The 25506-nt window shown below is 49.0% G+C and carries 20 protein-coding genes and 1 tRNA gene; 8 read left to right on the top strand and 13 right to left on the bottom strand.

Annotation, left to right across the window (positions count from 1 at the left end; translation table 11 throughout):
* Nucleotides 1-730: 730 nt before the first annotated feature.
* Genes ABD880_RS18875 through ABD880_RS18865 form a run of 3 tightly spaced genes read right to left on the bottom strand, consistent with a single transcriptional unit; the run spans nt 731 to nt 2814 of the window.
* Entirely contained in the window at nt 731-1999 is a 1269-nt protein-coding gene (locus ABD880_RS18875) for an adenylosuccinate synthase (protein ID WP_345169720.1), read from the bottom strand.
* Nucleotides 2000-2347: an STAS domain-containing protein gene (locus ABD880_RS18870; RefSeq protein ID WP_345169718.1), complete on the bottom strand. Its 348-nt coding sequence runs from the start codon at nt 2345-2347 to the stop codon at nt 2000-2002.
* A complete protein-coding gene (locus ABD880_RS18865; RefSeq protein WP_345169715.1) occupies nt 2344-2814 on the bottom strand; it encodes a Fur family transcriptional regulator in 471 nt (156 codons plus the stop codon). Before ABD880_RS18865 ends, ABD880_RS18870 begins: the two co-directional genes overlap by 4 nt.
* 233 nt (nt 2815-3047) lie before the next feature.
* On the opposite strand from ABD880_RS18865, the gene ABD880_RS18860 reads away from it, so the two are divergent.
* Nucleotides 3048-3755, top strand: a complete 708-nt coding sequence (locus ABD880_RS18860) for an outer membrane beta-barrel protein (RefSeq protein ID WP_345169713.1) — start codon at nt 3048-3050, stop codon at nt 3753-3755.
* Nucleotides 3756-3880: 125 nt separating this feature from the next.
* On the opposite strand, the gene ABD880_RS18855 is transcribed toward ABD880_RS18860, so the two are convergent.
* The gene (locus ABD880_RS18855) at nt 3881-6085 is read right to left on the bottom strand and encodes a RelA/SpoT family protein (protein ID WP_345169710.1); all 2205 of its coding nucleotides are present in this window, start codon (nt 6083-6085) and stop codon (nt 3881-3883) included.
* Between the two features lie 154 nt (nt 6086-6239).
* Between ABD880_RS18855 and ABD880_RS18850 the strand changes: the two genes are divergently transcribed.
* The 4 genes from ABD880_RS18850 (at nt 6240) to clpX (ending at nt 10232) form a co-directional block, all read left to right on the top strand.
* Nucleotides 6240-6321 (top strand) — tRNA-Leu (locus ABD880_RS18850).
* Nucleotides 6322-6398: 77 nt separating this feature from the next.
* On the top strand, nt 6399-7724 hold the full coding sequence (gene tig / locus ABD880_RS18845) for a trigger factor (RefSeq protein WP_345169709.1): 1326 nt from the start codon (nt 6399-6401) through the stop codon (nt 7722-7724).
* Between the two features lie 312 nt (nt 7725-8036).
* A complete protein-coding gene (locus ABD880_RS18840; protein ID WP_345169706.1) occupies nt 8037-8735 on the top strand; it encodes a ClpP family protease in 699 nt (232 codons plus the stop codon).
* Nucleotides 8736-9005: 270 nt separating this feature from the next.
* Nucleotides 9006-10232, top strand: a complete 1227-nt coding sequence (gene clpX, locus ABD880_RS18835; protein ID WP_345169704.1) for an ATP-dependent Clp protease ATP-binding subunit ClpX — start codon at nt 9006-9008, stop codon at nt 10230-10232.
* Nucleotides 10233-10352: 120 nt separating this feature from the next.
* Here the strand turns inward: clpX and lpxB are convergent, their stop codons facing one another.
* The 4 genes from lpxB to ABD880_RS18815 all read right to left on the bottom strand — a co-directional run bounded on the left by lpxB (nt 10353) and on the right by ABD880_RS18815 (nt 13921).
* A complete protein-coding gene (gene lpxB / locus ABD880_RS18830) occupies nt 10353-11465 on the bottom strand; it encodes a lipid-A-disaccharide synthase (RefSeq protein WP_345169701.1) in 1113 nt (370 codons plus the stop codon).
* A gap of 127 nt (nt 11466-11592) precedes the next feature.
* A complete protein-coding gene (locus tag ABD880_RS18825; RefSeq protein WP_066504788.1) occupies nt 11593-12009 on the bottom strand; it encodes a 6-pyruvoyl trahydropterin synthase family protein in 417 nt (138 codons plus the stop codon).
* Nucleotides 12009-13016 carry a FecCD family ABC transporter permease gene (locus ABD880_RS18820; RefSeq protein WP_345169699.1) on the bottom strand — a complete coding sequence of 336 codons (1008 nt, stop codon included), beginning with the start codon at nt 13014-13016 and terminating at the stop codon, nt 12009-12011. Before ABD880_RS18820 ends, ABD880_RS18825 begins: the two co-directional genes overlap by 1 nt.
* On the bottom strand, nt 13013-13921 hold the full coding sequence (locus ABD880_RS18815; protein WP_345169697.1) for an ABC transporter substrate-binding protein: 909 nt from the start codon (nt 13919-13921) through the stop codon (nt 13013-13015). The genes ABD880_RS18820 and ABD880_RS18815 overlap by 4 nt, the downstream gene beginning before the upstream one ends.
* 189 nt (nt 13922-14110) lie before the next feature.
* Between ABD880_RS18815 and rfaD the strand changes: the two genes are divergently transcribed.
* The 3 genes from rfaD to ABD880_RS18800 all read left to right on the top strand — a co-directional run bounded on the left by rfaD (nt 14111) and on the right by ABD880_RS18800 (nt 16809).
* Nucleotides 14111-15076 (top strand): ADP-glyceromanno-heptose 6-epimerase, encoded by a 966-nt coding sequence (gene rfaD / locus ABD880_RS18810; protein ID WP_345169695.1) that lies wholly within the window; start codon nt 14111-14113, stop codon nt 15074-15076.
* A gap of 75 nt (nt 15077-15151) precedes the next feature.
* Nucleotides 15152-15937, top strand: a complete 786-nt coding sequence (locus tag ABD880_RS18805) for a TSUP family transporter (protein ID WP_345169693.1) — start codon at nt 15152-15154, stop codon at nt 15935-15937.
* 47 nt (nt 15938-15984) lie between these two features.
* Nucleotides 15985-16809, top strand: a complete 825-nt coding sequence (locus ABD880_RS18800) for an FRG domain-containing protein (protein WP_345169690.1) — start codon at nt 15985-15987, stop codon at nt 16807-16809.
* Nucleotides 16810-17006: 197 nt separating this feature from the next.
* Here ABD880_RS18800 and ABD880_RS18795 read toward each other — a convergent pair whose 3' ends face one another.
* From ABD880_RS18795 to ABD880_RS18775, 5 genes are all read right to left on the bottom strand, one after another.
* The gene (locus tag ABD880_RS18795; protein WP_345169687.1) at nt 17007-20552 is read right to left on the bottom strand and encodes a hypothetical protein; all 3546 of its coding nucleotides are present in this window, start codon (nt 20550-20552) and stop codon (nt 17007-17009) included.
* Nucleotides 20549-24244 carry a sensor histidine kinase gene (locus ABD880_RS18790; RefSeq protein ID WP_345169684.1) on the bottom strand — a complete coding sequence of 1232 codons (3696 nt, stop codon included), beginning with the start codon at nt 24242-24244 and terminating at the stop codon, nt 20549-20551. The genes ABD880_RS18795 and ABD880_RS18790 overlap by 4 nt, the downstream gene beginning before the upstream one ends.
* A gap of 62 nt (nt 24245-24306) precedes the next feature.
* On the bottom strand, nt 24307-24687 hold the full coding sequence (locus ABD880_RS18785) for a DUF983 domain-containing protein (protein WP_345169681.1): 381 nt from the start codon (nt 24685-24687) through the stop codon (nt 24307-24309).
* Complete coding sequence (locus ABD880_RS18780; protein ID WP_345169678.1) at nt 24687-24929, bottom strand: hypothetical protein; 243 nt, start codon at nt 24927-24929, stop codon at nt 24687-24689. The genes ABD880_RS18785 and ABD880_RS18780 overlap by 1 nt, the downstream gene beginning before the upstream one ends.
* 26 nt (nt 24930-24955) lie before the next feature.
* Nucleotides 24956-25504, bottom strand: coding sequence for a DUF420 domain-containing protein (locus ABD880_RS18775; RefSeq protein WP_345169676.1), 549 nt, complete (start codon nt 25502-25504; stop codon nt 24956-24958).
* Nucleotides 25505-25506 lie beyond the last annotated feature (2 nt).

The raw sequence follows: 25506 nt of genomic DNA, 5'->3' as shown, positions 1-25506 counted from the left end.
CGTGCTGCAAAGGTCGGGAGTTTCATTTAAACTTCCAAATAATCTTTTCAGCTTTTCTTTATTTTTTTTTCTCAGCCCTTTCAGCCGAGGCCCCTTCTGGAAGGGAGTGCAAAGGTAGGAAGAATCTTCGTTTCCGCAATACCCGCCGCGATTTTTTATCTCTTTTTTTCCCTCCGCCCTTTCGGCGAAGGCCTCCTTTTCGGAAGGGAGTGCAAAGGTAGGAAACTTACTTTAGTTTCCAAGCACCGCTCGGGATTTTTTTTTCTTTTCTCCCCCTTCCGCCCTTCCGGCGGAGGCCCCTTTTGGAAGGGAGTGCAAAGGTAGGGATTGCAACCTGCTTTCCAAACCCAGGCATGAAGTTTTTTTTGGCTTTCCCCTCCGCCCTTTCGGCGGAGCCCCCCTTGTTGTTGGGAGTGCAAAGGTAGCCAGACGGGCCGGGTTTCCAAGCGGGAAGGCGGAAGAAAACGGGGCGCGCCGCATAACCGCCTGGCACGGAGCGGGAAAGATTTCAAAGTGATTTATTAAGCCTCTTCACTTTCGGCCTCCTTTTCGGAAAATAGCCTAAAAACCACACTTACTTACTTACTTACTTACTTACTTACTTACTTACTTACTTACTTACTTACTTACTTACTTACTTACTTACTTACTTACTTACTCTATATAAAGAGAGGGGCCTTCCACATTTATTGGAAGGCCCCTCTCTTTATATAGTATATAGGTCAATCAACTATTTCAACAAAGTGCTCTTTCTATCAGGACCTACACTTATAATTGTAACTGGAACTTCTAATTGCTCCTCTAGATATGCCACATACTCCAATACTGCTGCAGGTAGCCCACTATAGGATTCATAGTTTCTCAACTCCTCGTTCCAACCTTTGAAAGATTTATAGACAGGAGTAAGCGTTGTCTTATCTAGATCATGCGGTACATGATCTGTTATGGTACCGTCTGCCAATTGATAGTGGGTACATACTTTAATTTCATCAAACTCATCCAGAACATCAGCTTTCATCATGTTAAGCTGCGTCACGCCATTGAGCATGATGGCATATTTAAGGGTTGGCAAGTCAATCCAACCGCAGCGCCGAGGGCGACCGGTGGTAGATCCAAACTCTCTCCCGGCCTGACGGATCTGCTCCCCTACTTCGTCTAAGAGTTCTGTTGGGAATGGGCCGCTCCCCACACGGGTACAATATGCTTTGAAAATACCATAGACTTCTCCTATGTTTCTTGGTGCCACCCCTAGTCCAGTACAGGCACCGGCCACTAACGTGTTAGAGGACGTAACGTATGGGTACGTACCGAAGTCAATATCCAGCAATGATCCCTGTGCCCCTTCAGCAAGAACTTTCTTACCGTCTTTGAGAGACTGATTGATCATGTACTCAGAATCTACCAAGGTAAACTGCTTCATGAAGGCAACTGCCTGGAAGAACTGCTCTTCTACCTCTGCTATCTCTAATGACTTCTGATAGAAAGAGGCAATCTTTTCATGACGGGCAACCGTGGCTCTGTACCGTTCCTCAAAGTCATCTGAGAGAATATCCCCTACGCGTAAGCCGCTTCTGCCAATCTTATCCTGGTAAGTAGGCCCAATACCTTTTTGGGTAGAGCCAATCTTGGAAGTACCTAGGGCTTCTTCTGAGATTCTATCCAAGCTCTTATGCGAAGGAAGAATTAACTGTGCCTTTTTTGAGATGTAAAGGTTTTGGGTTGCATCCACGCCCCGCGCAGTAAGCTTCTCTACCTCTGTCCTGAACACAATTGGGTCAAGTACTACCCCATTACCTATGATGTTGGTGATGTGCGTGTGAAAGATACCCGAAGGGATTTGATGCAAGACGTGCTTGGTTCCTTCAAACTCCAAGGTATGGCCGGCGTTAGGACCTCCCTGAAAACGGGCTACTACATCATATTGAGGGGCTAAGACGTCAACAATCTTACCTTTTCCTTCATCGCCCCACTGGAGGCCTACTAGAATATCAACTGGCATTTAGTTAGATGCTTTAAGAAGCTGAAGGGCGTTTGCCTCATCTTCAGCAATGGTGAATATGGCGTTAAGCTTGGTAATAATTAAAAGTTTACGGATGTGCTCTGAGGGATTGATCAAGACCAACTCCCCGCCCCTGTTTCTAAACTTGGTCAACAGCGACACCAATACCCCAATGCCGCTACTGTTTATAAAGCGCACATTAGACAAGTCTACAGCAGACAAAAGCATAGAGTCATCAATGGTGGTGTTGGCTATGTCCATGAGCCGCTGGGTGTCTGGGCCTCCAATCAGGTCTCCTTCCAGCTGAATCACCAGCACATCTTGTTTTAAGGCGTGTTCAATTTTCATGGTTTAGGCGCATTTAGTTTTGCCTGGCAGTCGCCGCAGATTCCATATAAGTTAAGGGAGTGATGTAGAATGTTGAAATTGAGCAACTCGCCTACCATGGTCTGGATGTTATGGACCCGCGGGTCACAGAACTCCACTACCTTATGGCAGTCTGTGCAGATAACGTGGTCATGCTGCCTACGCCCGTATGATTTCTCATACTGCGCCAGGTTGCGGCCAAACTGGTGTTTGCTTACCAGATCATTCTCTACCAACAAGTCCAAGGTGTTATAGACCGTGGCCCGGCTCACCTGGTAGTTTTTGTTCTTCATGCTGATGTAAAGGGACTCTACATCAAAATGCCCGGTACGGGAATAAATCTCTTCTAGAATAGCATATCGCTCAGGAGTCTTTCTAAGACCCTTACTCTCCAGGTAGGCGGTAAAGATTTTTTTTACCTCCAAAAATTTCGCTTCATCTAACGCCATAGCTTCTGCAAACATACTATATAATATGGAATCGTGGGTACTCAAACCTTAAAGGATTCTCTACAAAGCACATCCACTAAGTAGTAGTAAGTATTTTCAGCCAGAAAATGTTTCCTGCAGCCAAAATATATTCAATAAACTATATATTTGCATTTTGCCAATTATAAAATTCACTTAATCCTTACAGTCTACCCTTTATGAAAAAAATGACTTTGTCAAGCAGCATGACATTCATGTCTGTATTAAGTCTAATGGGCTTAACTTCTTTTAGTGCCCTTGCCAACCCGTCACAAGGCGAGGCCTCTAAAGAAGCTCCAAAAAAAGAAACTATTCTTCTTGCCAACAAAAGTGAAGCTACCCCCACTGGTTTAACTCTTACCTATAGCCAAGCGCTCTCTACCTACAAACCTTTTTCTGCTAAGCGCTCTGCTAAAGCCGCCGTATCTGCTGGGACCGGTGAACTGAAAATTGGGTACGTTATTGCCATGAAAGGCTCTAAGCCAGACGGCATGTTTGGTCCTGTCTCTGCTTCCTTTGACAAAGGCTTGAACGTAGAGCTTGGGCCTGGCGTGATTAGTGCCGGTCTTGGCCTTAGCTTTGCTTCTTACGGCGATGATGAAGATGATTTTGAGACTAGCTCAACCATGATTGTCATCTCTCCAAGAGCTACGTACCACTTAGACTTGTTACAGAACGAAAACCTTGACCTGTACGGTGGCCTTGCCTTCAACTACGGAATCTTCAGCTATTCTTTTGAATACACCGGCAACGACCCAGACCTTAAAAAATTCTACGGTGACGTAGACGAAAGTGACACCGACTCTGAATTAGCCATCTTAGCTGGTGCCACCTATTACTTCACAGAAAAATTTGGAGGCTTTCTAGAGGTTTCTTCTAGTGACTGGAACAGAGCTTCTCTTGGAGTTGCCATCAAGTTCTAAGGAACCCATTACGTTGTAGTAAAAGAGAAGGCCCTACTCACATGAGCAGGGCCTTCTCTTTTATCAAGCCGTTTTTAGCCTATTTTCTGGAAAACAGGCTAAAAACGGTATGTCAATGCCTATAACTAGGTGTCAAAACGATCCACGCTCAAGACGCCGTTCACCTTAGACAGACGCTGAATCATCTTCTCCAGGTGCGAGGTGTCATTCACGAAGACCATCAGGTGCCCTTCAAACACACCGTCGTTTGAGTCAATGGTGATGGAGCGCATGTTCACTTTAAGGGAGTTGGAGATGATCTTGGTCACGTCATTCACCAAGCCAACCCGGTCCGTTCCCTTAATCCTAATGCCTGCCAGGAAAGACAACTCTTGTTGCTCGGTCCATTTAGCCTTGACAATGCGGTGCCCGTAGTTAGACATCAACTCTACCGCCTTAGGGCAGGTGGTTCTGTGAATGATGATTCCCTGATCCAAGGTCTGGAATCCAAACACGTCATCTCCCGGAATGGGGTTACAGCATTTGGCTAGCGTATAGTCAATGCGGTCCGTATCCCCGCCAATCACCAGCAGGTTAGCATTTACCCCTCTAATCTTCTGCACCTCTTTGTCAAAGGTAGAGCCTTCCAGAATAGAAGCGGGCTTGTAGTTCTCACTGCGCGGGTTAAAGATATGGTCCTTAATCTCTTTCAGGTCCAGCATGTCAATGGCCACTCTATAATAGAGGTCTTGCAAGGTAGAGGCGTTAAAGTAGGCGGCAAGTCTATTCAGGTTAGGCCCAGTGGGCTCTACTCCTATTTGCTGTAGGCGCGCGTCTAACTTCGCTTTTCCTTCTTCAGCCTTATCCTTACGTTCTTCACGTAGAAACTCCTTGATCTTGGCACGGGCCTTTGAAGTGGTGACAAACCTCAGCCACTCATCTGTGGGCTTCTGCTTTTGCGAAGTGAGAATTTCTACCTGGTCACCGTTGTGTAACCTAAAACTCAAAGGCACCAGCTTCTGGTTCACCTTCGCGCCCAGGCATTGGTAGCCAATCTGGGTATGGATCTCAAACGCGAAGTCCAAGGCCGTAGCTCTGTCAGGCAAAATGATCAATTCTCCTTTAGGGGTAAACACAAATACTTCTTCTACGAACAGGTTGGTCCTGAACTCGTCTAAGAACTCCAGCGCATTAGAATTGGTCACGTCCAGCATGTCACGCACCTTATTAATCCAGTTGTCCAGACCTGACTCAGCGGCCGACGGGCTTCCGGTTTTGTACTTCCAGTGGGCGGCATAGCCACGCTCGGCAATGTCATCCATGCGCTTGGTGCGTATCTGCACCTCTACCCACTGCCCCGTTTTACTCATCACTGTGGTATGCAAGGCCTCATAGCCGTTGGCTTTGGGCGTGCTGATCCAATCGCGCAAACGGTCTGGGTTGGGCTGATAGAAGTCTGTGATGATGGAATACACTCGCCAACAGGCCGGTTTCTCATTCTCATAGGGCACGTTCAAAATGATTCTAATGGCGAAAAGGTCATAGATTTCCTCAAAAGTCACATTCTGCTTCTTCATCTTCTTTAAGATAGAGTAGATGGACTTAGGGCGGCCTTTTACCTCAAAATCTGTGAACCCCTGGCGGCGCAACTCATCCTCAATAGGCGTGATGAAGTCATTGATGAACTTACTGCGTGCCGTCTTAGTCTGGCGTATCTTGTTAGAGATGAATTTGTAGGTCTCGGTGTCTGTATACTTCAGGTGCAGGTCTTCCAACTCAGACTTAATGGCATACAAACCCAGACGGTGCGCCAAAGGTGCGTACAGGTACATGGTCTCTGAGGCAATCTTCAATTGCTTGTCTCTGGCCATGCTGCCCAACGTGCGCATGTTGTGCAACCGGTCCGCTAGCTTAATTAAGATTACGCGTACGTCATCAGAGAGCGTAAGCAACATCTTCCTGAAGTTCTCTGCCTGCTGTGACGTGCCGTACTCAAAAACCCCTGATATTTTAGTCAGGCCTTCAATGATGCGGGCCACCTTAGGTCCAAACTCGCGCTCAATGTCATGAATCTCCAGGTCTGTGTCTTCTACCACGTCATGCAAAAGAGCCGCAATGATGGACGTGGTTCCCAGGCCAATCTCCTCCACGGCAATTTGGGCCACGGCCAACGGGTGCAGAATGTAAGGCTCTCCAGACTTGCGCCGCATGTCTTTGTGCGCCTCCAGAGAGGTATTGAACGCCTTCTTAATGATCTTGGCGTCATTATCTTTTAGGAAAGGTTTGGCACTGCGCAACAATTTACGGTAGTGCCGCAGTATCTCTTTCCGTTCAGCTTCTTGGTCAATCATAGTATGCATGTATCAAAATACGCCCAAAAGGTACGGCTGAAAGGCGCTTCTGACATTATTTTAAAAAATTTAACAAAAAAAGTGAATCACACTTGCATATACAAAACAGTTGTTGCTACATTTGCATCACAATTACGGAACACCAACACATAATGCGGATGTGGCGAAATTGGTAGACGCACTAGACTTAGGATCTAGCGCTGCGAGGCATGGGGGTTCGAGTCCCTCCATCCGCACTAGAAAAACCCTCAATCCCAACCGGGGTTGAGGGTTTTCTTCTTTTAACACTGTACGTACCTAAATAATTACAGCCTTGAATATCACGTTAAATCAAACCGACGGCAACAACGCCAGCCTGAAAGTGAGCCTGCAAGAAGCAGACTATGCTCCTCGCGTAGACGAGCAGATCAAAGAATACAGCAAGAAAGCCAACATCAAAGGCTTCCGCCCAGGTAAGGTTCCAGCTGGTTTGATCCGTAAAATGTACGGCAAAGGCATTCTGGTAGAGTCTATCAACCAGTTGTTGCACGAGTCTGTGAACAACTACATCAAAGAAAACAAACTGCGCATCTTAGGTGAGCCCCTTCCAGAGCGCCAGGATGAGAACACCATTGACTGGGATACCCAGAAAGAGTTTGAGTTCAGCTACGCGGTAGGTTTACTGCCTGAGTTTGAATTGCCATTGGACAAGGTGTCTGTTGAGAAATACAACATTGAGGTAGACCAAACTACTGTTGATGAGGCGTATGAGCAGATGCAGAAGCAGTTTGGCAAAACCACCAACCCAGAAGTGTCTGAAGCCAATGATTACCTGTACGGTGATTTGAAGCAGGTAGAAGGTGAGTTTGAAACCAAAACCTTGCTTCCATTGAATAAAGTAGTTGCCGGTGCTGACAAGTTTGTAGGCGTGAAACCAGGTGACACCATCACGTTTGACATTAGAGAAGCCTTTGGCGATGACGCCGCTCTAGCCCACGTAACCGGCTTGAGCAAAGACGTGACCAAAGATTTGAACGGCCAGTTCACATTCACGGCAGAGAAAATCAACCGCACTGAGAACGCCGACATGGACCAGGAGTTCTTTGACAAGATCTTCGGGAAGGACAACGTGAAGACCCAAGAGGAGTTTGACGCCAAAGTACGTGAGGTCATCAAAGACAACTATGACCGTGAGGCTGAGAACGTATTAGACCGCACTGTGATTGATCAATTGGTAGACAGCGCTTCTATTGACGTGCCACAGGAGTTCTTTAAGCGTTGGTTGACCGCCACCAATGAAGGCAAAATCACGCCAGAGCAAATTGACGAGTTCTATGACCAATACTTGAAAGAGTTGAAGTGGTCTATGATCCGCAACAAGGTGGTAGAAGACAATGACATCAAAGTAAGCAACGAGGATGTAGTAGAAAGCGCCCGTCAGAAGATGATGGCTCAGTTCAACATGCCAGAAGTGCCTGCCGAAATGGAAGAAACCTTCAACAACTTCTTGGACAACCACCTAAAGCAGAACAACGGCCGTAACTTCGTGAATGAGTACGAAGCCCTAGTTGCTGAGAAAGTGTTAGCCTTTGTGAAAGAGAAAATCAAAGTAACAGAGAAAACAGTTTCTGCTGAAGAGTTCCGCAACCTGGTTGCCTAGTCCTAGCTAGATTCTCTATAAACAGGAAAGCCCTTACCAAATGGTAAGGGCTTTCCTGTTTATAGAGAATCTAGTAGCGCGTAGCAAGTATCACGTAGCAAGACGTCAGGTGACCAACATTAACATTAATCTTGATACATGATACGCGCTACGTGATACGCTCTCGGCCATATTGGCAGAAAAAAGTTATGAATCGTTTTTGGCCTGATTTCTGGAAAAGAAGCTAAAAACAGACAGTCTGCACTTTCTTATTGGCAGATGCTTGTAACCTCACTCCTTCTTTTTAAGTTAAGGCCTTTAAATAGAATCTGTATGTACAACAAAGACGAATTCAGAAAATTTGCCGTGCACGGCTTAGGCATGAGCGGCCTGGGCGTTGACCAATATTTGACGCACCTGGAAAGCTCCACGCGTTTCCATCCTACCAGCATGACGCGTTCTGTGATTGAAGAGCGTCCTACCAACTTTAGAGAGATTGACGTATTCTCCCGCTTAATGGTAGACCGTATCATCTTCCTGGGCACGCAGGTAGACGATTATATTGCCAACATCATCACCGCCCAGCTTTTGTTCCTGGAGAGCGTGGATGCTAAGAAAGACATTCTATTATACATCAACAGCCCGGGTGGTTCTGTGTATGCCGGTTTAGGCATCTATGACACTATGCAGTACGTGCAACCAGACGTGGCTACTATCTGTACTGGTTTGGCCGCCTCTATGGGAGCAGTGTTGTTGTGCGGTGGTGCCAAAGACAAGCGCTCTGCCCTGCCTCACTCCCGTGTCATGATTCACCAGCCAATGGGTGGTACCCAGGGCCAAGCCTCAGACATTGAAATCACGGCCCGTGAAATCCTCAAGCTGAAGAAAGAGCTCTATGAAATCATCTCCAGCCACAGCGGCAAGACCGTAGAAGAGGTAGACAAAGACTCTGACCGTGACTACTGGATGATTGCCCAGGAAGCCAAGGAATACGGCCTGATTGATGAAGTTCTGCTTCGTCACAAAGTGTAATCACTATATTTAGCATAAAAAAAGCCTGCCCACCAGCAGGCTTTTTTTATGGCCCGCATCAAACGAAAAAACCGCTTTTTGGTTGCAGGCGCTTAGCTTTCAATCAGATACAGAATATCCTATATTTTATAAACACCTCTAACACAGCCTGTTCCTTTCTGGTATTTTCTAGCCTTGTTGAAAAATTTCTAGCTTCTTGCCTTTCCAATTTTGTAACTTTGCTTTTAAGACACCAGCACATGGGCGTTTTAGAACATCCTTCACAAGTATATGGCAGAAATTACGTGCTCCTTTTGCGGCAAGAATAAGAAAGAAGTCTCTGTGATGATTTCAGGCATTAACGCCCACATCTGTGAGCGATGCATTGGTCAGGCGCAGCAGATTTTAAATGAGGAAAACCGCTTGCGTGCCAACAACCGCACGCCCAAGTTCAACCTCATGAAGCCGCGCGAAATGAAGGAGTACCTGGACCAGTTTGTGGTAGGTCAGGACGAAGCCAAGAAAGTGATGTCTGTGGCGGTATATAACCACTACAAGCGCTTAATGCAGAAGCCCAAAGCAGATGACGTGGTGATTGAGAAATCCAACATCATCATGGTAGGCGAAACCGGAACCGGTAAAACCTTCCTGGCCCGTATGCTGGCCGGCACCTTGCAAGTACCTTTCTGTATTGCAGATGCTACCGTGCTCACAGAAGCTGGTTACGTAGGCGAAGACGTAGAAAGCATCTTGACCCGTCTGCTGCAAGCCGCCGATTATAACGTAGAAGCCGCCGAGCGTGGGATTGTCTACATTGATGAGATTGATAAGATTGCCCGCAAAAGCGATAACCCATCCATTACCCGTGATGTGTCTGGCGAAGGCGTACAACAAGCCTTGTTGAAACTACTGGAAGGCACCACGGTCAACGTTCCCCCGCAAGGCGGACGTAAGCACCCAGAGCAGAAGATGATTTCTGTGAACACAGAGAACATTCTGTTCATCTGCGGCGGCGCTTTTGTAGGCATTGACCGTCTAATCAAGAGCCGTTTGAACACCAAGCCTATCGGGTTCTCTAAAACTTCATTGGATGACAAGGTGGACACTGAGAACTTCTTGCGCTATATCACCTCCCAAGACTTAAAATCCTTCGGGTTGATTCCTGAGCTGATTGGCCGTCTACCGGTGGTCACCCACTTGAACCCATTGGACAATGAGACCCTGCGCCTCATTCTGACGCAGCCTAAAAACTCTCTGGTGAAACAATACAAGCGTCTGTTTGAGATGGAAAACATCACGTTGGAATTCTCTGAAGAAGCCTTGGCCTACATTGTAGAGAAAGCCGCCGAATACAAATTAGGTGCCCGCGGTCTCCGCTCAATCTGCGAAGGCATCATGACAGACGCCATGTTTGACCTGCCATCTGACCAACAAGACGGCGGTGACCTGACTATTACCCTGGAATACGCTCGCGAGAAATTTGAGAAATCGTCTCTGAAGCAACTGAAAGTTGCCTAAGCAATAAGATAAAAGAAACAGAAAGGCCTCTCTTTGAAAACAAGGAGAGGCCTTTCTGTTTATAGGTAAAACCCGTTTTTGACTTATTTTCTGGAAAACAGGCCAAAAACGAAAGTGAGTTTATTTTTCCTTCAGGTAATTTACCATCAGTTTGGCAGCCGTCTCTGAGGTATTAAAGTCCCCAATCAATTTCTTGACTTCAGCGTAGCCGTCCAGCTGTGACTGGCGGCCTTCTGGGTTTTGCAAGACGTTCTTGAGTTCGCGCACCAGGTTCTGAGCATTCATATCGCTTTGAATCAACTCTGGTACTACCCTTTTATTGGCAATCAGGTTCACCAAAGAAATGTACGGCACTTTGATGACAGCCTTGCCAATCATATAAGAGATGTTGCTGGTACGGTAGCAGACCACCTGCGGCACATTGAACAAAGCGGTTTCTAACGTAGCCGTGCCCGAAGTAACCATGGCGGCCTCGGCGTGGGCTAAGACATCATAGGTTTGGTCATAAACAATCTTGATGTAGGGCTCCCGGTTAAAGTTCTCATAGTATTCCCTGGAGAAGTTGCTCACGGCAGCTACTACAAACTGATAATCCTGGAACGCCGGCAAGATGCTGAGCATGATGTACAACAGGCTTTCTATCTCCTGCTGACGGCTTCCTGGCAACACGGCAATAATTGGCCGGTCGTCCAGACCATTGTCTGCTCTAAAATTCTGATTGACGGTGTGCGCGTTCACCGCATCTGACACCGGGTTACCAATGTAATCCGTGTCATAGTCAAAGCGCTTGTAGAAGTCTTTCTCAAAGGGCATGATCACGAACATGCGGTCCACCAGTTTCTTGATGTTATGCACGCGTCCCTGGTTCCAGGCCCAGATTTTAGGGGAGATGTAATAAAAGACCTTGATGCCGTGCTCCTTCGCGAACTTGGCAATGCGCATGTTGAAACCGGCGTAGTCTACTAGAATCACTACATCTGGCTTGTATTGCAACAAATCCTGCTGACACTCTTTTAAGAAACGTCTTATCTTGAAGAGGTTGGTGGCCGCCTCTAAAAAGCCCATGAACGCCATCTCTTGGTAATGTTTTACCAATTGGGCGCCAGCAGCCTCCATCATGTCTCCGCCCCACGCCCGCACCTGCGCCTGCGGGTCTTGCAGGTGCAATTGCTTAATGAGATTGGAGGCATGTAAATCGCCGGAGCGCTCTCCGGCTATGATGTAGTATTTCATGAAGTAACAGCAAGCTGTTCTTTTAGTTAAGAGTTAAAAGTTATGAGTTAAGAGTTAAGAGTTAATCATAGTACAATATTGTCCACTACTTTTAACTTTCAACTTTTAACTCTTAACTTCCAAAGTGTTATTCTCCAAAGTACTCTACGAAGTTCCGAGGAGTCTCGTACAGTTTCAGGCTATGTAATTGTGCTTTTGAGATACCCGCAATCAAAGGAGCCAGGATGTTCCAGAACTCCATCACCAGGTTCTCAGTGCTGGCCAGTTTGCCCTCCATGAACGGCACGTCCATGTTCAGGTTCTTGTGGTCCACTTTCTCTATGATGTGCTTTCTAATGAGGGTGCTCAGTTTCTTCAAGTCAATCACAAAACCGGTGTCTGGGTCTGGTTTGCCCTTGACGGTCACAATTAACTCATAGTTATGCCCGTGCCAGTTGGTATTGGCGCAAGGGCCAAACACCTCCTTGTTCTTAGACATAGACCAATTTGGATTGAACAGCTTGTGCGCTGCGTTGAAATGCTCTAACCTGCTTACGTATACCATTAACTGAATCGGTAATTCTTTCTACGCAGCAAATATACGAAGAAAGGTACACCAAAGAACGATGTCACAATGCCAACCGGCATTCCGGCCGGCGGATACAGTAGTCTGGAAAGAATATCACACAGCACCAGGAACAAACCACCGGCCAGAGCGCAGAAAACCAGGTTGAACCGATTGGTAATGCCCAGTAGCGCCCGGGTCACGTGCGGAATCATCAAGCCCACAAAGCCCACCGGCCCCGAGAAAGCCACCGCAAACCCCGTCACCACCGAAATAGCCAACAGCATTACCCAGCGCAGTTTACCCACCTCCACGCCTAGCGTCTCTGCGCGCTCTGCTCCTAGTAATAAAACGCTCAAATGCTTCTGCAGAAACTGAAAGACAATTAAACCCGCCACCAGGGCCGTGGCCGGATAACCCAGGTTGGTCCAGTCGGCCTTCTCAAAACCGCCCATGCTCCAGAACACCACTGATTTCAATTGGCTTTCTGAATCTGAGAGGAACATAATCAAACTCACCAGCGCCGTCAGCAAAGAACTAAGGGCAACGCCCACCAACAGCATCTGGCTGGGAATCAACTGGCCACGTCTGGAGCCTAGAAGAACCACCACCAAGGTCACCGCAAAAGAACCCACCAAGGCAAAGAACGGCGGCAGGTACAGGCCCATCACGGTCAGGTCCGTCAAAAAGAAGAGACTAAAAGACGCGCCCAACGAAGCGCCGGAGGCGGTGCCCATTAAGTAAGGGTCTGCCAAGGCGTTGTTCACCAGGGCCTGCATCAAATACCCGGCAAACGCCAACGACGCGCCCGTCAAAAAGGCCAGCAGTAATCTGGGCAGACGCAGGTGCACGATGCTGTAGTGGGCGGCATCCTCAGAATTGTACTGCGTAAGGGCTTCCCAGATAAGATGGTAGGACGTTTCAATACTGCCCACCTTCAGCCCCAGGAAAAACCCGAAGACCAGCAACAGCACCACTGCCAGCAAAATGGCTAAAGATTTCTTCACCGCAAGACCTGCTTTAGTTCTTGGATACTTTCCACCACCCGCGGGCCAGGCCGGGACATTAGGTCATCGGTGACTTCATAAATGCGTTTGTTCTGATAAGCCTTGATGCGCTTGAGTTCTGGGTACAGAGAGAAAAACTCCTTGTCATACTTTTCAAAGGTCCCTCCCACTATCACATCTGGGTTGAGTTGCAGAATATATTCCCGGGTCAAGGCCGGCGATTGTTGGGCCATCACCACCGGCACGGCATTGTCGGCGCCCAAGTAGCGGAGTTTGTCGGTGAAGATGGTATTGCGCCCGAAGACGTAGATAGGGTCCTTCCAGATGATGGCCAACACTTTGGCATGCTCCTGTAGTTGGGCCGTGTCTCTGGAGAACGCCTGTAGTTTCTGTTGCAAGGAGTTGACCAGCGTCTTTGCTTCCTTGTCCCGTTGTAGAATCCTGCCCAAATCCTGCAAGCCGCGCAAGACATCAGACACCGAGTCAAAAGCCTGAAAATACACTGGTATGCCCATCTTCTGAATCTGCGCGGCCACCTCTAAAGAGATAATGCCTTCGGTGGCAAAAACGGCGTCTGGTTTTAGGGTGAGCAAGCGCTCATAGTCCATGGGGTAATTGTTCACCACGGGTTTGGTTAAGGCGACTGCCGGGAAATCGCAGTTCTGGGTGCGGCCAATGATGGAGGCGGTGTCGGCCACGGCGAACAGCATCTCGGTCATGGCCGCGTCTAGGCCCATCACGCGTTTGGGGTGCGTGGGCAGAGTGACGCTTCGGCCCAAGTCATCTTTGAGGGTTTGGCTGGTCTTCTGGTTGGGCTCTTTGGCCGGCTTCGACTCACAGGCCGCTAGAAACAGACACAGCAGAACAGAAGACAGAAGCGCAGAGAGGGTACGGGAGAAAGTCACGCAGATTTTTCAAGTGTGATTAGAAACCAAAGGTACATTTTTTGCCCGAAGCCTGCACGGCCTCCGTTTTTGCCCTTATTTCCGGAAAACAGGCCAAAAACGACTTGTGTTGTCACGCACCAAAACCTGACGCTTGAAAAGTTTCGTACCTTTGGCGTGCACACGCACTGTACCTAAAGGAAAACTCTGATGATAGTAGTAACCGGCGCCGCAGGTTTTATTGCCAGCTGCCTTGTCACGCGGCTCAACGCCTCCAACTTCAATGATGTGGTGGTGGTAGACAATTTCTCGGTGGCCAAGAAAATGGCGAACCTGGAAGGCAAGAAGATAAAGGAGTACGTAGACCGAAACGATTTCTTTGACTGGCTGGAGAAAAACTACGAAGAAGTAGAATTCATCTTCCACCTAGGCGCGCGCACAGATACTACCGAGATGAACCGCGACGTGCTGGACCTGCTCAACCTGGACTATTCCAAAAAAGTATGGAACGCCTGCTGTGAATACCAGATTCCGTTGGTGTATGCCTCCTCGGCGGCTACCTATGGCTCCGGCACCTTAGGCTATGACGACGATGAAAACCTCATCCATCTGCTTCAGCCTTTAAACCCCTACGGCGAGTCTAAGAACGACTTTGACAAGTGGGCCTTGGAGCAGACGGCCAAGCCTTTCTTCTGGACCGGCCTTAAATTCTTCAACGTGTACGGTCCCAATGAATACCACAAGGGCCGCATGGCCTCGGTGATTCTGCACGCCTACAACGCTATCAAAGAAAACGGAAGCTTTACGCTCTTCAAATCACACAATCCAGAGTACAAAGACGGCGAGCAGATGCGTGACTTTGTGTATGTGAAAGACGTGGTGGAAGTGTTGTTCTGGCTTATGAATCACCGCAAAGACTCGGGCATTTACAACCTGGGCAGTGGCCAGGCGCGCACCTTCCTGGACTTGACGTTCAACACGTTCACAGCCATGGGCAAAGACATCAACGTAGATTTCAGAGACACGCCCGAGGACATTAGAGACAAGTACCAATACTACACCCAGGCCAACATGGACAAGCTACGTTCCATTGGCTATGACAAGCCGTTCCATACCCTGGAGGAAGGCATCCAGGATTACGTGCAGAATTATTTGATGAGCAACAGTTACTACTAAAAGATAAAAGAAGAGCCGGTCCAGTACCGGCTCTTCCGTTTTTGGCTTATTTTCACCAAAACAAGCCAAAAACGGATGCCCGCCTACGCTGACTACTTCTTCATTTGCCTGACCGCCTTTCTGGCCTCTGGGCTTACCTTCTTTTCGGGGTTTGGCCTGGGCACGCTGCTGGTGCCGGTGTTTGCGCTGTTCTTCCCCATAGAGATTGCCATCGCGCTCACCGCCATCGTTCATTTTCTGAACAACCTCTTCAAGCTGGTCTTGATTGGGCGGCACGCCGATAGAGGCATCATTCTCCGGTTTGGAATTCCCTCCATGCTGGCAGCGGTACTGGGGGCCTGGCTGTTGAGTTCGTTGGCGGTGCAGCCTGCCTGGGGGCAGTACTCCTTGAACGGCCACGTGTTTTTCCTGACGCCCGTCAAATCCATCATTGCCGTCTTGATGGTGATTTTCGCGTTGTTTGACCTGCTGCCCGCGCTCAGAAAACTTTCCTTCCCGCCTAAATTCTTGCCACTGGGCGGGGCTTTGAGCGGGTTCTTCGGGGGCTTATCTGGAAACCAAGGCGCGTTGCGGAGCGCTTTTCTGGTAAAGACCGGCATTCCCAAAGAAGCCTTTATAGCCACCGGCGTAGTCATTGCCTGTTTGATTGACGTGAGCAGACTCACCGTCTACAGTAAAAACATTCTGGCGGTGCAGGAGCAGTTGGACGTTTGGTTGTTGGTGGCCGCCACCCTCTCGGCGTTTCTTGGGGCTTTTCTGGGGAGTAGACTCTTACAGAAAGTAACCATCCATTTTTTGCAGACCCTAGTCGGGATTTTGCTATTATTGGTAGCGCTTGGCCTGGGATTGGGCTGGCTGTAAGAAAAAATCCGTAGAACTACCCTCTCCTCTTCTCACGTAAAATGCCCATGAACGATTTGCACTACGACGATACCCAGACCTTTGACATGGCCAATGATGTGGTGGTGGAGTCTTGGGAAGAACTGCAACGCGAGCTGTTCCGGGATTCTTGGGACGGCTCCATCAACCGGTACCGCTCCCCGTACGTCTATCGCGGCGCCTGGAACCGGCGCTACAATCTAAAAACTAGCCTCATGCGCCTGGGCGGCGACTACCCCAAACTGGAGCCCCACCTGCTGCGCAACTTCCGGAAGTATGCCAAGGCCAACACCTCTCCCGGAGATTCTATCTGGAACTGGCTGGCCGTGGCGCAGCACCATGGCTTGCCCACCAGAATGCTGGACTGGACCTATTCGCCCTATGTGGCGCTGCATTTTGCTACTTCTAACCTACACACCTTTCATACAGACGGTGCCATCTGGTGCATGAACTACGTCAAGTCCACGGAGTACTTGCCAGACCCGTTAGCCGAAGCCATCAAGCGCGAAGGCTCCAATGTCTTCACACCCGAAGTGCTAGAACCAGTTTGCCCCAGTTTCAAAAGTTTAGAAGAGTTTCAGGAGAAGCCCTTTGTAATGTTCCTGGAGCCGCCTTCACTGGATGAGCGCATCGTACACCAGTATGCACTGTTCTCCATGATGTCTACGCCCAACGCCATGCTCTGCGATTGGATGAACCAGCACCCCGACCTGTATTATCGGCTCATCATTCCGGCTAAACTCAAATGGGAAATCAGGGATAAGCTAGACCAAGCGAATATTACGGAGCGCGTCCTCTTCCCCGGCCTCACCGGTCTTAGCGCCTGGCTTACGAGGCATTATACAGCGACGTGATTTAATTAGAAATTAGAAATGGGGTAGCGTTTTTGGCTTGTTCTCTGGAAAACAGGTCAAAAACGAATGTAATGCCAGAAGCCACCGGCTGTCTAGCTGGCCCACAAGGTCCTTTCAGGATGACAAATTTGAATAAAAGCCCTGCTAAAGTAGAATCAACTTCTAATTTCTAATTTTGAATTTTGAATTTCTAATTCCTAGAATAGCACTGACACTTGCATGCGGCCGGTGTGGATGGAGCGGATGCCTTGGGGTTTTCGGCCGTCGTAGTCCAAGGTGATGTTGAGGCCGTTGCTGAGGCGCTGCTGGATGGCCAGGTTCCACGTGAGATTGTTGCCAGGGCGCAGACCGTTGAGCATTTCATAAGCCACCGGCGAAACGTCCAGCCCCGTGTATTCAATGTTGATGTATTTGAGGTTGGCCGTGGCGGTGCGCTTGTTAACCTGGCTTAAGCGCACCTCGCTGCCCAGTTCGTGGAACTGCGCTTTCTCTCTTTCGCCTAGTTCATTCTCCCGTTGCATCCAGTTATAAGAACCGGTGTAGCGCAGCTTGGTGCCGGACTGGTAGGACAGTTCTGGCGTAGCCTCCCAACTCCTGATTAAGAAATTTTTGGTGGTGAGGTAATTGGACGAGCTTTCGCGCTTGGACCGGATGGCATTCACGCGGCCCGACAAGACTTCCGTGAGATTTATCCGAAACAAGACCTGCTGGCTGGTGTTGTTGCGCACATCGGTGCCGTTGGTGAGCAAGGTCTTTTGCAAGCCCTGCTGGAACGTCCATTCCACGCCGTACTTGGGATGACTTCGGTTAAAATACAGCGTGTTTCTGTAAGAACGGCTCAATGACAGCAAGGTAGAATCTTCAAAATTCAGACTGAAGGGGTTGAACCGGCTGCGCAGGTCATCGTCGGTGGTGCGTTTGTCAATGGAAATGAAAGACAGGGCAGAGAATTTGGCGGCGATGCGTTTCCAGCCGGCAGCTTCTTGCCATTCACGCGGCAAACTGCTGTTTAAGCGGTAGGTGAACTGGTTGGTGTAGGCAATGACGTACTCATCTGTTGGGATGAACAGTTTGATATAATTTCTCCGGTAGGGCGGGTCTGAGGGCTGTGACTCAAAGAACTCATTCAGGTCTTGTCGGCCGTCCCGGTTTAAATCTTCAAAAAAGTGGGTGCCTTGCCCGGGCACCGTCTCTACAAACTGGTATTGGCGCTTGAGCTCCCGGCCGGTGCCAATCACGTAGCTTAGTTCTGAGCGCAAATGCTTTTTCAATAAATCTCCGGTCCAGTCTACTTTAGAGAGCACGGTGGTTTCTGCCAGGCTGTCCCGGGCCTGCAACCGGCGCAGAGTGAGCAAGGCGCTGATTTGATGGTTGTTTTTAAGGCTGGTGGTGGTACTGAAGTTGTAAGTGTTGGCTACCTGCTTATTACCTAATTCTCCGTTTTCTGGCCGCCAGTCTACCCGGCGGCTGTATTCGGCGCGGTATTTAAAATTGGCGGTGTCAGCGCTCTGCACATAAAACAGGTGGTCATCAAAGTAATTCGCTGAGGCAACCAACTGTTCCGTCACAGTAGACGTGATTCTGTTTTTATCAAAGCGGTACACGTAACCAGGCGTAATGAACCTGGTAGGAAACTGGGCGCCAATCTCGCCACGCACCCATTCTGCATCAGTCTCTACCTGTTGGTTGTTCATGAGAAACAGATTGGTTCTCAGCTCCAAGCCAGCCACTTTCTGCGCTAGTTCCACTAAATGCTGGGTGCCGTCTACTTCGCCGGGTCGGTACCTTCTGCTAAGTCTATAATTGGCGAAGTGCTGCGCGTCTTTTACCCCGCCCACGGCAAACGTGAGGATGTGGTCTTCAATCCTGGTCTGCTGGGCCAGGGTGGTGTTGGTGGGATTGTTCCAGTCGCGGTCAAACTCTACGTCGCGGTAGCGGTCAATGGGAACGAAGTTGGGGTCTGTGTACTCATAGATTAGGCCGCTGTTCAGTTTGTAAGCCCCAAGAAACTTAACAGACTTTTCATTTAACTGGTAACCTACCCGAACGGCTTTGCCCTGGTCGTCCTGAGAATCCAGACTAGAAAACTTGTTCAGGTCGTTTCTGGAGCCGGCTACTTCTACAAAAACTTCTGATTGTTTGTCCAGGCTCCAGCCGGCGCCCAGCGTGACCATCTGCTTTTGCACCGGGGCCGGCAGAATACGCACGGGCTCATACGTGCCCTGCGGCACGCCGCCCACCGGTTCTACCCACGCGTACACCCGCCCGTTGACGGTGGTGTTTAAAAGATTGTAATTACCACGACCAGGACCTAGCTCCGTAAAACTGACAGCATAAAAGGCTTGGGTAGAATCTGTAGAATATTCATAAATGGTAAAGGTGCCGCTATTGGAGACGGTGTCTTTCTTAATATACAGCACTTGGTTACGGTCAAAGCGCACCGAATCCGCGCCCGGGGCGAAGGCCAGGTCCAGGTTATCCCCTATCTGGGACAGCAGGCGTTTTTCTTCGGTGTCCAGGTTAAGCGTCAGCGGGTTGTTCTGGTTGTCGGCCTCGTTGTAAAAATTACCGTAGACCTTGAGCTTGCCCAAGTTCTGGTAATGGTTGGCGTGCAAGACGCTGCGGCTGTAGTTCTGATCTGAATACTCAAAGTCTACCCGTATGCGCGAGTTTCTGGTGATGATCCACTTAGGCGTGAAGGTGATTTCGGCTTGGTTGTAGTCTATGGTGTAGTCATAATCATAGCCGCGGGCCAGCAAGCGCCCGTCCAAATACACCCGCTCTGAGCCTGCCAGAATGATGATGAAGCGCTCGCCGTTGGGCCCGCGCAGGCGGTAAGGCCCCTGCACGCTTTCAATGGGCGTGATGTTCTCTGAGGCGAATTTTCCTTTGGCCACCGAGGCGGCCACCGTGGTAGAACTCTCCCAGCCTGGTTTTCCCCGGTTCACTTCCAGCGCGCCACCCTGCACGTTCTTGTAAAACCTGAGAAAATGCGAAGCCGGTTTGTTGCGCAACACCACATCGCCACCGGTCAAGGTCCACAGCCGGTGCTGCAGCGTGATGAACACGCGGTCAAACTCCTGCAGCTGCTGGGTGTTGCCTTCGGGCTGAAAAGGAATGTTCTGGTCCGTGATGGAGCCGGTGATGCTGATGTCCTCGGTGAGCTTTCCTTCCAGTTGCAGGTTGAGCGCCGAGTTGACGAACACGTTCTGCGTATTCCCGAAGGAGACGCCTCTGGAGATACTACCCGTTTTGTTGAGGCCGGGCGTTTTGAAGAGCTCCTCACGCGGCTGGATGGGTTCAAACACCTGGCGCTGCGCAAAGGACAGCGAGTCCCAGTTGGCAATATCCCGTTTGAAGGTTGGCTTGGCCAAGTTGATGGGCAGCACCCGGTAGCACACTAAGACAGAATCCGTTTTTGGCTTGTTTTCTGGAAAAGAGACCAAAAACGGCTCGGTACCGTCTATAGATGGAAACGTGTCACTGGGAACGGCGGTTTGCGGTAGGTTGGTGAACTGGAACCGATTGGTGGCTGGGTCATACAGAAACAACCGTTGCAGCCGCACTTGCCGGGAGTCATAAACTTCAATGGAATTCTCGGCAATGGTCAAGGTGTCCAACTGGACAGGCGCGGCATTGATGGTCACCCACTTGCAGCGCTTACTGGACAGGGTCTGCCCCACTGCTTCTCCCGCTAATAGCCAACAAAGGAGCCAAACGCCTATGACCCAGGCCTGCTTCATGCGGTCACCACCGGCAATTTAAGGAAGAAGGTAGTGCCCACGTTTTCTTTGGTCTCAAACCAGATGGAACCGCTCATGGCCTCCACCCCCTTCTTCACCACGGCCAAGCCAATCCCCGAGCCCGAATACTTGGTACTGAAGTTGGGCACAAAGATCTTGGACTGCACCTCTTCCGGAATACCCGAGCCGTTGTCATGAATGCTTACTAGCACCCAGCCTTGGTTATCTGGCTCAACTGCTACATTAATAGCTGGCGTTTTGCCAGAAGGCACCGCTTGCAGGGCATTCAGCAACAGGTTGTTGAAGATTCTAATTAACTGGTTTTCATCGGCGCGCACATGAATGAGCTCCTGCGGTAGTTGCAGGTTCATCTGGTGCTGTTGGGGACTCAAGTGCAAATCCACGGACCGGCGTACCAGCTCATTCAACTCCAACACTTCCATTTTCAAGTCGGGCATGGATGTAAAATTGGAGAACGAAGTGGCAATGTCACTTAGTACGTCAATCTGGGTAATCATGGTGTTGGAAATCTTGCCCACCAATTCGTCTATGTTGCTCCGCCCCTCGGCCATGGCCTTGCGCAGGTATTGCAAAGACAGTTTCATGGGCGTCAAAGGATTCTTGATTTCATGGGCTACCTGGCGGGCCATCTCTTTCCAGGCGGCTTCCTTCTCACGCAGGGCCAGTTCCTGCTTACTTTCCTCCAGCTTTTGGAGCATGTGGTTGTACTCCCGCACCAGCAAACCTATCTCGTCATTGGACTCATAGACTAGCTTCTCATTGCTTTCTGTGAGGGTTGTACGTTTCAGGCGCTCGGTGAGTAATTTCAAGGGCACCGTCAAGGCTCTGGTGGCCAAGTAACTCAAGGACACGAACACTAAGAACAACAAGGTGAAAATGTTGAGAATAGTGGTGATGAGTTGAATGAGCTTGGAGTTGAGTTCTTTTTCAGAGTCAAAAAACGGAATGCCCAAATATCCATCAGGTGCGTCTATGGGCTTATCGCGCAACGGCACATAAATGGTTCTGTAGGGTAGCGTACCTGCCTTTTCATCTAAAAGGATTCTATTAAGCCCTTGTTGCTTTAGCACGCTAAACGCTTGGGGGTTTAGCCTGGGAGAAAGCACACCTGCTTCAAACAAGGCAGGCTGACTAGAAATCCTTAGCTGCCCTTTGGCATCATAAATATTGAGTTCGGCTTGGGAGATGGCAGCCAGGCGGTTGACCCTCCTGGCTAAAGAATCAGCACGGCCCTTAAACAAGACGGTTCCCCAGTTACTGGTGATGATGTTCTGGCGTACAAAATCGCCTTGCTCCACATAACTTCTCACCAGATCCTGTCTGTACGAATCTGTTACCAAGCTGCCTATGGTCAAGCTCACCAAAACCAGCGGCACCAATACGCCCATGTTCAGGAACAACTGAATTTTGGTACTAAAGGTAGACGTGATGGTTTGCACCAACCGCCCTCTGGATAAAATCAATATCCCCAAAATGGTGAACAAGGCCAGCGTGTGGACCAAAAACAGCAGAGAGAAATTAGACAGCCAAGACCTGAACCCATACGTCATGGTACTCACAATGGCAATGGTCCCGTTCTGGGACTGGGCCGCGAGGTGGTGAAAATCTGCCTCGTTTACTCCCTGTGAATACAAACTGGGCACCCCAAAAAGATGCACTGGAAAATCCTGTCCGTATTCAAAGAACCCCGAAGTCTTTAACCAGCGACCCTTCCGGTAGATGGCATAGCTGCCAGAGGGCAAGGCTTCTACCTGCGCATTTTGAGAATTAATCAATAACTCAGGCAAGACACTATTGGGGGCTGCCACCTTGGGGCTCAATTGCAATAAAACCGTCACCCACTGTTCATTGTTGAGGGGTAGCTTTATTTCCTGCAAATAGGTAAAATGGCCAGGCACCTCTTCAGAGGGCTGGATGCTCTGTCCTTTCTGGGTAGTGGCTTTGGCTTTTGGCACCCACTCTTCCACAAAACCATTAAAGGTAACGGAACTGTCTTTGGGGTAAAGCTGCAAGCCATTCACATCAAACAGGCGCACTTGCACACTGTACTTGTCTACCAAACCTTGCAGGTGCTGCCTTCTTATTTTTCTTTCCAGAAAATTGCCGTTCACCCATGGCGCGCGCAAGGCATGCAGTAAAATACCATCTTCCTGAATAGACTGAGCCGCCTGCGCCAGCAAGTACTCAGAAACCTCGTCCCTATCCCGCAACAATTGACTGGCCACCTGCTGTTTATCTTGTCTTAATTGGACGGTATACACGTCATACAAGGCAGAGGCGCCAATGCCGGCGCTTAAGATATTCAATAAGAAGATGCTGGAATAGGCGCCGGCCACTTTGGTAAACCTACGGTGCAGCTGCTCCCAGGTGACCAACAGGGCAGCGGCAAATAAAACAATCCAGTTGCCGCTGGGAGCATCCCTATTGAAAGCCCATACCAAAGAGAAGACAAGAATAGAAACCCAGGTAACAGCAAACGGAACTGTTCCATCTTTGGTAAGCGGCAACCAGTTGAGCAGTAACCGCAACAGCCAGCCCAGCAACAGGGAATGGAGCACAATGACTACAAACAGCAAAAGCTTTTCTACGTCTACCTGCACGTTCTGGGTGATGTCTAATGAAACCTGCGTGTTGACCAATAGGCTTCTATAAAACTCATACCAGCTAATGATGACCAAGACCAGGGCCACGGCTAACAAAAGACTGCTCCACCAGCTTTGATTTTGGCCTGTTTTCTGGGAAACAGGCCAAAAACGGATAGACTTGCCTCTTTGGTAGACCATAATGGATATCACTAGCAGGCATAGCTCATTTAATAGAAAATCACCGAGAGACGGTGACCACCAGCCTGCAGCATAGACTTTAGGGCTAAATAAAGCCAGTTCCTCCACATTGTTAGGGAAACCAGACCAGAGCATAAGAGCCCGGGGCACCAGCAATCCCAGAATGATTACCCAGAGTGCGGTGGTCTTCTGACTGGCGGTTTTACTGCGTACCCAAATGCTTCGTAGAAAAATAAGCCAAAATAAGACGGCTAAGACATATAGAGAAAGCGTGAGAAAACCGGCATGCATCCATTCAGACTTTTCTAACACGCGCAATGAGAAAAGGTAGTCTCCCTTTTGATCTACTATGGGTACTGTACCCGCGCTTCGGTCTGCCTGGATGGTGGCGGCATGCGTTTCAAAGAAAACTGGATTAAGGCCGTTCTTTAGATAGGCATTGTTAATCCCATACCTAATCTCAAGTGGTAGCACGGCCAACAAGGTAAAGTCTTTTACCTGAGTTCTTACCACCAGGTATTTGCCAAACCTGTTCTCTGCCATTTGCAGGTCCTTCCTGATGGACTTAGGGGTAATCTCTGGTTGCAGCGTGTGTTCAGACCAGAAAACCAATGCATTCTTCTTGAATACAAAAACAGGAAGCGTGGTAGAAGGCAGGATTTTGGAGAAGGCCCCTGAATCTGAGGGCAAAACGCTTGAGATTGATTGCAACTGTTCCTGGGCTTGACCAATAGCTGCCTGCACTTTTTGGGAGACTTCCTGTGCCATCTGTCTTTCTGGCGTCTCTACCAACTGGCGCTCCACGCTTATCTGCAACAAAGCGCCCGCCCCTGCAAACAGAAGCGATAGAAAAAAGAATAAGAAAAGACTGCTGCGGAGGGATTTCAAATTTGCCGGTTTTTCCGAATTTAGGAATAATACGGGCAAAACGCACAGAAATATACGTTGCCTTAGGTTCTGTACTTAGGGTCAAAAGAGACGCTCCCAAACCAGTACAGCATCATGACTCTCCCGTACCTGAAGAGGACAGGCGTACATATTATAATAATGGAGGCTACTGCCGTTAGATAGACCCACGTGGGCGGATCATGCAATACATGATAAAGAAACAAGCCCAGCGCGACCACTATTCCTACGGAAAGGCCATAACTCATGTACATGGCGCCCCAGTAGAAACCCAACTCCCGCTCAAAGCGCAGTCCACAAACGGCACAATGTTCAGGCATCTGATCAAACTTGCTCAGGTTATAGGCTGCATGGGTGAACAGTGCACCTTGATGGCATTGCGGGCACTTCATGGCGAGTGCCGCCCCTAAGTGCTCTAAGGCCATTACTTCCTGCGGGAGTATTTATACCAGAAAAAGCCAATGCCACCCGCCAAAATATAAGGTACCGCCATAAGGTACAGAATCCCCTTGTTCAATCCGTTGGCAATAGTGTCTTGGTCTTCCCCGTTAGAGGACTCTACCGAAGCACGACACATGGCACACTGGGCCTGGATAGGTTTTCCAGAAAAAAGAAACATGATGACCAGTCCCAGTCCAACACTCCAAATCAAAAATCTTCTATTCATGACTATGTTCCTTATAGACCTTATTCCTACTGAGGATAATATGGGGCGATCATGATGTACACCAACACTCCCGTAATAGAGACATATAACCACAACGGAAAGGTCCATCTAGACACTTTCTTGTGCTTTTGATACTGTTTAGAAATAGCAAAGTAAACAGACAACAATACCAATGGCACAATGACTGCCGCTAATACAATATGCGTTAGTAAAATGAAATAGTAAATGGATTTAGCGGTACCATCACCTCCAAAAGAAGTAGGTGCCACCTGGTAGTGGTACAGGACATACGAAACCAGAAACATGATAGACAGCACAAAGGCCGTAGTCATGGCAAATCTATGGTTGCGTCTGTTCCCTTTCTTAATAAAGTAATAACCCACCACCAACGCTATAGCAGTAAGAGAATTGATGACCGCATGCAGCTTTGGCAAGAAGTACAAATCAATATCTCCCAGTTTGCCCGTCTGCGGAACAAACAACAACACAGACACCAATACCGGCACCACTATAGAAAGAATAGCGATTAAGATTAAGTACTTGGTGTCATTCTTGGCTAAAGAGGTATTTTCCATTT

This window comes from Nibribacter koreensis, from assembly GCF_039541795.1.
Lineage (GTDB): Bacteria > Bacteroidota > Bacteroidia > Cytophagales > Hymenobacteraceae > Nibribacter > Nibribacter koreensis.
This window is presented reverse-complemented; position numbering and strand designations above follow the sequence as displayed.

Excerpts from the sequence above, each read along its gene's own strand:
- ABD880_RS18785 (WP_345169681.1), bottom strand. The coding sequence starts at position 24,687 with ATGGCCTTAGAGCACTTAGGGGCGGCACTCGCCATGAAGTGCCCGCAA.
- ABD880_RS18865 (WP_345169715.1), bottom strand. The coding sequence starts at position 2,814 with ATGGCGTTAGATGAAGCGAAATTTTTGGAGGTAAAAAAAATCTTTACC.
- ABD880_RS18800 (WP_345169690.1), top strand. The coding sequence starts at position 15,985 with ATGAACGATTTGCACTACGACGATACCCAGACCTTTGACATGGCCAAT.
- ABD880_RS18855 (WP_345169710.1), bottom strand. The coding sequence starts at position 6,085 with ATGATTGACCAAGAAGCTGAACGGAAAGAGATACTGCGGCACTACCGT.
- ABD880_RS18860 (WP_345169713.1), top strand. The coding sequence starts at position 3,048 with ATGTCTGTATTAAGTCTAATGGGCTTAACTTCTTTTAGTGCCCTTGCC.
- rfaD (WP_345169695.1), top strand. The coding sequence starts at position 14,111 with ATGATAGTAGTAACCGGCGCCGCAGGTTTTATTGCCAGCTGCCTTGTC.
- lpxB (WP_345169701.1), bottom strand. The coding sequence starts at position 11,465 with ATGAAATACTACATCATAGCCGGAGAGCGCTCCGGCGATTTACATGCC.
- ABD880_RS18775 (WP_345169676.1), bottom strand. The coding sequence starts at position 25,504 with ATGGAAAATACCTCTTTAGCCAAGAATGACACCAAGTACTTAATCTTA.
- ABD880_RS18795 (WP_345169687.1), bottom strand. The coding sequence starts at position 20,552 with ATGAAGCAGGCCTGGGTCATAGGCGTTTGGCTCCTTTGTTGGCTATTA.
- clpX (WP_345169704.1), top strand. The coding sequence starts at position 9,006 with ATGGCAGAAATTACGTGCTCCTTTTGCGGCAAGAATAAGAAAGAAGTC.
- ABD880_RS18875 (WP_345169720.1), bottom strand. The coding sequence starts at position 1,999 with ATGCCAGTTGATATTCTAGTAGGCCTCCAGTGGGGCGATGAAGGAAAA.
- ABD880_RS18805 (WP_345169693.1), top strand. The coding sequence starts at position 15,152 with ATGCCCGCCTACGCTGACTACTTCTTCATTTGCCTGACCGCCTTTCTG.
- ABD880_RS18870 (WP_345169718.1), bottom strand. The coding sequence starts at position 2,347 with ATGAAAATTGAACACGCCTTAAAACAAGATGTGCTGGTGATTCAGCTG.
- ABD880_RS18825 (WP_066504788.1), bottom strand. The coding sequence starts at position 12,009 with ATGGTATACGTAAGCAGGTTAGAGCATTTCAACGCAGCGCACAAGCTG.
- ABD880_RS18780 (WP_345169678.1), bottom strand. The coding sequence starts at position 24,929 with ATGAATAGAAGATTTTTGATTTGGAGTGTTGGACTGGGACTGGTCATC.
- ABD880_RS18840 (WP_345169706.1), top strand. The coding sequence starts at position 8,037 with ATGTACAACAAAGACGAATTCAGAAAATTTGCCGTGCACGGCTTAGGC.